The sequence below is a fragment of the Mycobacterium sp. genome (genome assembly GCF_035603715.1).
In the GTDB taxonomy this organism is placed as follows: domain Bacteria; phylum Actinomycetota; class Actinomycetes; order Mycobacteriales; family Mycobacteriaceae; genus Mycobacterium.
This window is the reverse complement of sequence record NZ_DATNJW010000096.1, coordinates 1-9267: the sequence shown is the minus strand read 5'-3', so window position 1 is coordinate 9267 and position 9267 is coordinate 1. Positions and strand designations below refer to the sequence as shown.

Genomic DNA, 9267 nt, shown 5'->3' with positions numbered 1-9267 from the left:
GCCCGTAATCGGCGTCGTCCCATTTGATGAACAGCGGCAACGGCTGGCCGAGCTCCTCGGCCACGTGGCGCGGGATCATGCAGGTCCACCAGCCGTTGTAGTCGACGTCGATGCGCCGGTGTAGCAGGTGGCTGCGAGGGTTGTTGTCGCTCAACGGGTATTCGGCGAAGTCGTGGTCGTATTCGGTGAACGGCGCCGCGGTCCACATGAAGTTCGCCCGGTCCACCATCTCGCCCATGATGTGCAGGTGCGACGGCTCCTGCAGGTTGAGCATCTGGCCGCCGACCAGCATCGGTGCCTTGGCGAAGCGGTGCATGGCCAAGATCCGCAGAACGGTGTCCGACTGCAGCTCGATGTCGTCGTCCATGAACAGGATCTGTTGGCAGTCGGTGTTTTTCAGTGCCTCGTACATCACCCGGCTGTATCCGCCCGAGCCGCCGAGGTTGGGCTGGTCGTGGATCGACAGCCGATCGCCCAGCGCCTCAGCCACAGCGGCGAAATCGGGGTGGTCGCGGACTTTGGACGTACCCTGATCGGGCACGATGACGGCGCTGATCACCTTGTCCACCAAGGGATCTGCGGTAAGTTCACGCAGCGCGTTGACGCAGTCGTTGGGCCGGTTGAAGGTCGGGATCCCGACCGCGACTTTCGCGACACCTGGCGCGGGTTGGTCGGAATACCAGCCGGCGCTGCGTAATTCCACGTCGGTGTCGGTGGTGATGTCGAACCAGATCCATCCACCGTCCTCGAATGGGTCAAGGCTGATCTGGAATTCCAGGACCTCCGGCACGCTGCCCGTCGCGGCGAAATTGTGGCCGTCGACGAAGATCCGGGCTCCGGTGGCCTTGGTGCGGTAGACGTCGACGCGCCCCTTGCCGGTGAGCTCGGTACGCAGCACCACCGACGTGCACGTCGTCCACCGCCGCCAGTAGCTGGCCGGGAACGCGTTGAAGTACGTGGCGAACGACACCTCGGACTCGGCAGCGATCTGCAGCGACGTGCGGTCGGTCGCATGCGCGCGCCGGGCATTGGTCGCCGACTCCTCCAGGTACAGCTTGCGTACGTCGAGCGGCTCGCCCGGGCGCGGCAGGATGACGCGCGCCAGTAGACTCACCGCCTTACCGGATTGCTGGGTCGCGGCACGGTTTTCATCGTCGACCGTGGTCTTACTCATCCCCGGGTGCTTCCTCTGCTGTTCTCGTCCAGCGGCGCGCCGTCACGCAGGTGCGGCGTCAGGACGTTGTCGTACATATTCAATGCGCTGGCGATCGCCATGTGCATGTCGAGATACTGGTAGGTGCCCAGCCGTCCACCGAAAAGTACTTTGGCCGAAGCGGTTTCGCTCGCAGCCCGGCTCCGGTACGCGGCCAGCACCGCGCGGTCAGACTCGGTGTTGATCGGGTAGTACGGCTCGTCGTCCTGCTCGGCGAACCGGGAGTACTCCCGCATGATCACCGTCTTGTCGGCCGGGTAATCCCGCTCCGGGTGGAAATGGCGGAACTCGTGGATGCGGGTGTAGGGCACATCGGCGTCGTTGTAGTTCATCACCGGGGTGCCCTGGAAGTCGCCGGTTGGCAACACGTCGACCTCGAAATCCAAAGTGCGCCAGCCCAGGTGGCCGTCGGCATAGTCGAAGTAACGGTCCAGCGGACCGGTGTAGACCACCGGAGCGTCCGGGCTGGCGGCGCGTAGCTCGTCGCGGACGTCGAACCAGTCGGTGTCCAGCCTGACCTCGATGCGGTCGTCGGCCGCCATGTTCTGCAGCCAGGCCGTGTAGCCGTTGACCGGCAGGCCCTCGTAGGTGTCGTTGAAGTAGCGGTTGTCGAAGGTGTAGCGGACCGGCAGCCGGGTGATGTTGGCCGCCGGCAGCTCCTTGGGGTCGGTCTGCCACTGCTTGGCGGTGTAGTGCTTCACGAACGCGTCGTACAGCGGGCGGCCGATCAGCGAGATCGCCTTCTCCTCGAAGTTCTGCGCGTCGTCGCTCTTGATCTCGGCGGCTTGTTCGGCGATCAGCGACCTGGCCTCGTCGGGCGTGAAGTAGCGGCCGAAGAATTGCGACACCAGACCCAGGCCCATCGGGAACTGGTAGGCCTGGCCGTCGTGCATGGCGAAGACCCGATGCTGGTAGCCGGTGAAGTCGGTGAACTGCCGCACGTAATCCCACACCCGTTTGTTGGAGGTGTGGAACAGGTGCGCGCCGTACTTGTGTACCTCGATGCCGGTCTGCGGCTCGGGCTCGGAATAGGCGTTTCCGCCGATATGCGGACGCCTGTCGAGCACGAGCACCCGCTTGCCGAGCTGAGTGGCCACGCGCTCGGCAATCGTCAGACCGAAAAATCCGGAGCCGACGACATAGAGGTCAAAGCGACCGGAAGGAGAAGTCATCGGTTGCCTAGGGTATCGGACTGCGAGACCGTCGCCCGTTCGGCGCGGGGGTCTTAGCGCGGAAACATCGACAGCAAGCCCGAACATCGGCGTGGCGCGTAACGATAGTGCAGATTTTGGTGACGAACGTCGCGATCTGCTCACGATTGGATCTCGTCACTCTAGTCACATCAATCACGTACGTACCATCGGTCATGTGCGCTGAGAACGACCTATCAGGCACCTTGCCCTCGGGCATGACGTTGACCGCATTTCCAGATTGAGGAGACTTCCGTGCCGAACCGACGTCGACGCAGGCTCTCGACAGCCACGAGCGCGTTCGCCGCTCTGGCGGTCGCGAGTCCTTTTGCTTACATCGCTGTTTGCGACCTGACCGCCAAGCCCGCCCCCGTGCACCACGAGTTTGTCCGGGCCGCGTCCATGACCGACCTTCCCGGTGAGCTGATGGGCGCGCTGACGCAGGGGTTGTCGCAGTTCGGCGTCAGCCTGCCGCCGATCCCGAGCCTGACCGGTGCCACCAGCCCGAGCAGCCTGGGCACTCCCGGCCTGGGCTCGCCCGATCTGGCCAGCCCCGGGCTGACCTCGCCGGGCCTGACGTCACCGGGCCTCACGTCACCGGGCCTGACCACGCCGGGCCTGACGTCTCCGGGTCTGACCACTCCGGGCCTGACGCCCGGTGCGACCCCCGGGCTCACGACGCCGGGCCTGACCCCCGGTCTGACGTCGGGAACGACTCCGGGCCTGTCCACCCCCGGCCTGACCAGCCCCGGTCTGACACCCGGGCTGACCAGCCCGGGTGCCTTTGATCCGGCCACCGGAGCCGGTGGCCTGTCGAGCCCGAGCGAACTGCCGATCAGCGACCCGGTCGGATTGGACCCGGGTGCCGGCGGCACCTACCCGATCCTGGGCGACCCGTCTCTCGGAGCGGCACCGGCCCCCAGTGGAGGGCTGGTCAGCGACATGATGAGCGCGGCCAACCAGTTGGGTGCGGGTCAGGCCATCGACCTGCTCAAAGGCATGATCTTGCCGCAGCTTCAGAACGCGGCACACGGTGCGGCCGCTCCGGTTCCCCCGCCACCCGTACCGGCGCCAATCCCCTGATCGCACCCGCGGCTTCGGATTTCCCCCCGAAACGGCACCGCAGAAGTGGGCCCCTGGCTTGACCAGGGCCGCTCAAACTCTGCGGTGCCGTGCCGCGCCAAGATCACTTCGTTCACTTAAGTAGCGTGTCGAATCATTTGCAACAATAGACACATACGTAACATCGGGTCGTGCCGTCCCGCCGTCGTCCGCCGACGATGCTGTTCACCGCCATCGCGGCGACCGTCGTCATCCTCCCGTGGGCGGCAAGCGGACACCGGGAACAGCCGGCCCGGCACGGCGGCGACACCCAACTTGCCCAGCAGCCACTGATCGGACTTGGCGGCGGCGTCACGGTCCGCGAAATCAGTCAGCCCAAGCCGTTTTCCATGGTGGCGCTGACCGGCGGAGACCTCACCGGCACCTCGGCGCGAATCCGCGCTCGGCACCTCGACGGCTCGTGGGGCCCGTGGTACGACACGGAGACGCTGCTCTCTTCGGGCGACCACCGCTCGACCCCGGGCCCGCGCGGCACCGATCCCGTATTCGTCGGCAAGACCACGACGGTCCAGATCTCAGTCACCCGTCCGGCCGGCGCGCCGCAGACCGTCCCACCGAGGACCCCGGCGCCCGCCGGCCTGGGTTATATCCCGGCCACCGCCGAACAGCCTCTGGCGCAAAACATCTCGGCTATTCTGATTTCCCCGCCCGAGGCACCGGCCGACACCCAGTGGTCACCGCCGACTGCGATCGTCGCGGCGGGCCAGGCGCCGAACATCATCGCTCGCGCGCAATGGGGCGCCGACGAAGCGGTGCACTGTGGAAACCGGCCGTTCGACCAACCGATCCGCGCCGCGGTAGTGCACCACACCGGCGAGAGCAACGACTACCAGCCGCAGGATTCGGCGGCGATCGTCCAGTCCATCTACGCGTATCACACCCAGATCCTGGGCTGGTGCGACATCGCGTACAACGCGCTGGTCGACAAGTACGGCCAGGTATTCGAGGGCAGGGCCGGCGCGCTGGTCGGGCCGGTGCAGGGTGACCACACCGGCGGCTTCAACCGGGACAGCTGGGGGGTGGCGATGATCGGCAACTTCGACGACGTGGCGCCGACCCCGATCCAGCTGCACACGCTCGGCCGGCTGGTCGGCTGGCGGCTCGGCCTGGACCACATAAACCCAAGAGGCACAGTCGCTTTGTCGTCGGCCGGCGGGGAGAACACCAACTTCCCAGTCAATGCCGTGGCGACACTGCCGACCATCTTCAGCCACCGCGACGTCGGCGCCACCGACTGCCCCGGCAACGTCGCCTATGGGCTGCTTGACGAAATCCGGGAAACCGCAGCACATTTCAGTGGACCGCCGCGACCCGAAGACCTGGCCCTGTCGCTACAAGGCGGTGCCATCTACGACCGTTGGCAGACGATCGGTGGCCCGAGCAGCATCCTGGGCGCACCCACCTCGCCGGAAGCGACCGGCGAGGGCGACACCCGCTACGCCAATTTCGACCGCGGCGCGATGTACTGGTCGCCGGAAACCGGTCCGCAAGCGATCACCGGAGCCATCTACGACGCGTGGGCCTCACTCGGCTACGAGCGGGGAGCCCTCGGCCTGCCGACCAGCTCCGAATTCCAAGAGCCGCAATGGGTGAAGCAGAACTTCCAGCACGGCACGCTGAACTTCGACCGGCTCAGCGGCCGGGTCAGCCGGGTGATCGACGGAATTGTCGAGGAACTCCCGCCGCCGTCCGCGACGGGACCACCGGTTCAGCTCGAGCGGTTCTCCCCCGTCGCGCCGGCCGCCTAGCGACCGCCTACAACCACCAGCGTTCCAGCACCCGCGCCACTCCGTCGTCGGCGTTGGTTGTGGTGACCTCATCGGCCGCCGCGAGCGCGTCGGGGTGCGCATTACCCATCGCCACTCCGAGGCCGGCGCGCAGGAGCATCGGCACGTCATTGGGCATGTCACCGAACGTGACCCAGTCGGACTCGGGAATGCCAAGCGGCCCAGCGATTTCGGCGATGCCGTTGGCCTTGTCGACACCGAGCGGCACGATCTCGACCAGCCCGTTGTTGGTCGAGTAGGTGATGTCGCCCTGCACGCCGACGTGCTTGACGAGCGCGGCAGCCATGTCGGCGCTGCGCGCGCCCGCCTTGCGGACCAAGAGCTTGACGGCGGGCGCACTGAGCAGGTCGTCGAGGGAGACCTCGGTGTTGTCGGGGTTGAGCCAGGCGTGCTCGTAGCCCGGCGAACTGACGAACTGTGGGGTGGCGCTGTCGTGCGCGCTGGCCCCGACCCGCTCGACGGCCAGCCCGGCTCCCGGGATGACCCGGGTGGCGATCTCCGCCAGCTCGCACAGGGCATCCACGGATAGCGTCTTGGCGGAGAGCACCCGGTCGGTCTCCGGGTCGTAGATCACGCCTCCGTTGGCGCACACCGCAATCGGGGCAAAACCGAGCCCGTCGACCACCGGCGGGATCCATCGCGGCGGGCGGCCGGTGGCCAACACGAACAGCACGCCCGCATCGATCGCCGCACGCACGGCGTCACGGGTGCGCGCAGTGACTTTTTCGTCTTCGCCGAGCAGGGTGCCGTCAACGTCGCAGGCGATCAGCGCGGGCAACGTCACTGTGACGATCTGCTTTCACAGCAGGTGATCAATGCGTTCCGCTTTGGCTCTGCCCGGGGCGGGTGACGCCGTCGGTCCCGAACCTGTCGAGGCGTTCCTGCAATTCGTTCAATCGGAGCGCCTGGGAGTCCTCGCGCGTCGGCGCGCTACCACCAAGCCGGCGCGGCACCCAGTACTCGCCTTCCGGGTGCGGGTACTCCTCCTGCACCCGGTACAGCAAGTCGTTCATCGCCGCGCGCAATGTGACGTTGAGTTCTTCGGCGGTCCCGTGCGGGGCCAGCGGGGGACCGGCGGCGACGGTGATCGGAACCTTGTTGCGGAACAACTTCTTTTCGTGATCCTTGGGCCAAATGCGGTGGGCGCCCCAGACGATCAGCGGAACGATCGGCACCTGCGCCTCCAGAGCCATCCTGGCCGCACCGGTCTTGAACTCGCGCAACTCGAAACTGCGGCTGATGGTGGCCTCGGGATGCATCCCGATCAATTCGCCCTCGCGTAGTCGCTGCACCGCGGTGTCGAAGGCGTCGTGCCCTTGGCGGCGGTCCACCGGAATCAGCCGGGCGTGCTTGATGACGTAGTTGACCGCCTTCACATCGGCCATCTCGGCCTTGATCATGAAGTACATCCGTCGGCCGCGCTCGCGGGCGGCGAACAACGGCGGAAGCCAGTCCAGGTAGCTGGTGTGATTCTGGGCGAGCAGCGCGCCACCGCGCGCGGGGATGTTCTCCAGCCCGCGGAAGGTGAACTTGGTCCCGTTCATGGCGACGACCGGCGGAACGACCCACTCGCCGAACCGATAAAACGGCTCTGCCATCCCGGTAGCTCCCTTTCTCGGCTGATTTCTCCGCGGCCGTCGGTGCGTCAGGGTCTGTGCTCTGCCCGCCTGCGGGCGCGCTCAGCCCTTTCAGTGTCCTCAATAATTTTTGCCTCCGCCACCGTAGGTGCGCTGCCGCCCAACCGCCGCGGCACCCAAAAAGCGCCCTCTGGATGCGGATACTCCTGTTGAACACGGTGGAGCAGCGAAGTCATTCCCTCCCGCAGAGCGGCGTCCAGATGCTCGGCGTCACCGATCGGCGGCAACGGCCGGCCCGCCGCCACGATCACCGGGATCTTCTTGTAACCCACATTGCGCCGGTGGTCCTTGGTCCAGATCCGCTGCGCACCCCAGACGATCAGCGGGATGGTCGGAACCCTCGCTTCCAGCGCCATCCGAGCCGCTCCGGTCTTGAAGTCCTTGAGCTCGAAGCTGCGGCTGATCGTCGCCTCCGGCATCAGGCCGACCAGCTCACCGGCCCGCAGCAAGCGGACGGCTTCGGCGTATGCCCCCGCGCCGGACCGGCGGTCGACCGGGATCGTCTTGGTGTGCTTGATCAGGAAGTTGACCACCTTCACCTGCTGCATCTCCGCCTTGATCATGTAGCGGATGCGCCGCCCGCGTGCCTCCACCGCAAGCGCAGCAGGGAGCCAGTCCACGTAGCTGGTGTGGTTGATCGCGATCACCGCGCCACCGGTCGACGGGATGCGCTCGATGTGCTGGTAGGTGATCTTGGTGCCGGTCGCGGCGACCAGGGCCTTGGCCGTGATCTCGAGCGTGCGGAATACCGGCTCCATGGCCGTGGCTAGGCGGGTCCCGCCTCACGAGCCGCCTTGGCGGCCGCGCGGCGGCTGGCCTCCTCAGCATCGAGCTGGGCGGCCTCGGCCAGAGTCGGGGCGCTGCCACCGAGCCGGTGCGGAACCCACCACTCGCCGGCAGGATGCGGACCGTATGCGTCTTGCGCTCGCTCCAGCAGATGCTGCATCCGGGAGTGCAGCAGCGTGGTCAGCTCGGGCGCGGGCAGTGTCGGCTGAATCGGCTCACCGACCATCACCACGATCGGCACCTTCGGGCGGAACATCTTCTTGGGATGGTCCTTGGTCCAGATCCGTTGGGCGCCCCAGACGATGTGCGGAATGATCGGGACATCGGCCTCGATCGCCATCCTGGCGGCGCCGGACTTGAATTCCTTGATCTCGAAGCTGCGGCTGATCGTCGCTTCGGGATAGACGCCGATGAGTTCACCGGCCCTGAGCCGTTCGACAGCGACGGCGTAGGACGCGGCGCCGCTGGACCGGTCCACCGGGATATGCCGGCAGCCCCGCATGATCGGTCCGGTGAGCTTGCTGTCGAAGACTTCCTGTTTGGCCATGAACCGCACTTTGCGCGCGCGGTGCTCCCGGAAGGCGGGTAGCCCAGCCAGGGTGAAGTCCATGTAGCCGGTGTGGTTGATGGCAATGACGGCGCCGCCGGTGGCGGGGATGTTCTCCTGCCCGATGACCGTGAAACGCAAACCCTGCACCCGCCACACAGTCCGGACGAGTGCGATGACCGTTCCGTATACCGGTTCCACGGTGATCAAGCCTAGTGTTCGCCGCTGGGTGGCTCTAGCGGGTCGGGTGTTTCAGCGCGCTCCCGCTAAGCTCGGAGCGGCAGACGAGCGTCGCGTAACCAGTCCTTGAAGGGTGTCAGTGCAGGTCACAAGCATCGGCCACGCCGGCTTTCGGATAGATACTCCGGCCGGCAGCATTCTGTGCGACCCCTGGGTCAACCCGGCCTACTTCGCATCGTGGTTCCCGTTCCCGGACAACAGCCGACTGGACTGGGACGCGCTGGGCGACTGCGACTATCTGTACGTCTCACATCTACACAAGGACCACTTCGACGCCAAGCTGCTGGCCGAGCACGTCAACAAGGACGCCACCGTCCTGCTGCCGGATTATCCGGTGCCAGACCTGAAAAATGCCCTGCAGCTGCTGGGCTTCCACCGCTTCTTCGAGACCACCGATTCGGTGAAGCACCGGCTCAGCGGTCCCAAGGGCGAGCTGGACATCATGATCATCGCGCTGCGCGCGCCCGCCGACGGCCCGATCGGCGATTCGGCGCTGGTGGTCTCCGACGGCGTCACAACCGCCTTCAACATGAACGACGCCCGGCCAGTGGATCTCGACGTGCTGACGAACGAGTTCGGTCGCGTCGACGTGCACCTGCTGCAGTACTCCGGTGCGATCTGGTACCCGATGGTCTACGACATGCCGGCCCGCGCCAAGGAATCTTTCGGCATCCAGAAAAGGCAACGGCAGATGGACCGCGCTCGCCAATACCTCACCCAGGTCGGGGCGACCTGGGTCGTCCCG

9 protein-coding genes are annotated in these 9267 nt (G+C 66.3%); 3 read left to right on the top strand and 6 right to left on the bottom strand.

Annotated elements, in window-relative coordinates:
* The coding region (locus VN856_RS04180; protein ID WP_325686440.1) for a glycosyltransferase at window positions 1-1174 on the bottom strand (1174 nt) is incomplete at its 3' end.
* A complete protein-coding gene (glf, locus tag VN856_RS04175) occupies window positions 1171-2385 on the bottom strand; it encodes a UDP-galactopyranose mutase (RefSeq protein WP_325686438.1) in 1215 nt (404 codons plus the stop codon). The genes glf and VN856_RS04180, both read right to left, overlap by 4 nt.
* A 273-nt stretch (window positions 2386-2658) precedes the next feature.
* On the opposite strand from glf, the gene VN856_RS04170 reads away from it, so the two are divergent.
* Window positions 2659-3486 carry a hypothetical protein gene (locus VN856_RS04170; protein WP_325686436.1) on the top strand — a complete coding sequence of 276 codons (828 nt, stop codon included), beginning with the start codon at window positions 2659-2661 and terminating at the stop codon, window positions 3484-3486.
* A gap of 170 nt (window positions 3487-3656) precedes the next feature.
* On the top strand, window positions 3657-5273 hold the full coding sequence (locus VN856_RS04165) for an N-acetylmuramoyl-L-alanine amidase (protein WP_325686434.1): 1617 nt from the start codon (window positions 3657-3659) through the stop codon (window positions 5271-5273).
* A 7-nt stretch (window positions 5274-5280) separates the two neighbouring features.
* Here VN856_RS04165 and VN856_RS04160 read toward each other — a convergent pair whose 3' ends face one another.
* The 4 genes from VN856_RS04160 to VN856_RS04145 are packed head-to-tail and all read right to left on the bottom strand — an operon-like array spanning window position 5281 to window position 8483.
* The gene (locus tag VN856_RS04160) at window positions 5281-6096 is read right to left on the bottom strand and encodes an HAD family hydrolase (RefSeq protein WP_414686862.1); all 816 of its coding nucleotides are present in this window, start codon (window positions 6094-6096) and stop codon (window positions 5281-5283) included.
* A gap of 28 nt (window positions 6097-6124) precedes the next feature.
* Window positions 6125-6910: a lysophospholipid acyltransferase family protein gene (locus VN856_RS04155; RefSeq protein WP_325686432.1), complete on the bottom strand. Its 786-nt coding sequence runs from the start codon at window positions 6908-6910 to the stop codon at window positions 6125-6127.
* A 47-nt stretch (window positions 6911-6957) separates the two neighbouring features.
* The gene (locus tag VN856_RS04150) at window positions 6958-7707 is read right to left on the bottom strand and encodes a lysophospholipid acyltransferase family protein (RefSeq protein ID WP_325686430.1); all 750 of its coding nucleotides are present in this window, start codon (window positions 7705-7707) and stop codon (window positions 6958-6960) included.
* Between the two features lie 8 nt (window positions 7708-7715).
* Window positions 7716-8483, bottom strand: a complete 768-nt coding sequence (locus VN856_RS04145; protein ID WP_325686428.1) for a 1-acyl-sn-glycerol-3-phosphate acyltransferase — start codon at window positions 8481-8483, stop codon at window positions 7716-7718.
* Between the two features lie 118 nt (window positions 8484-8601).
* Here VN856_RS04145 and VN856_RS04140 point away from each other — a divergent pair.
* Window positions 8602-9267: MBL fold metallo-hydrolase (locus tag VN856_RS04140; protein WP_325686426.1), on the top strand; the 666-nt coding region annotated here is incomplete at its 3' end.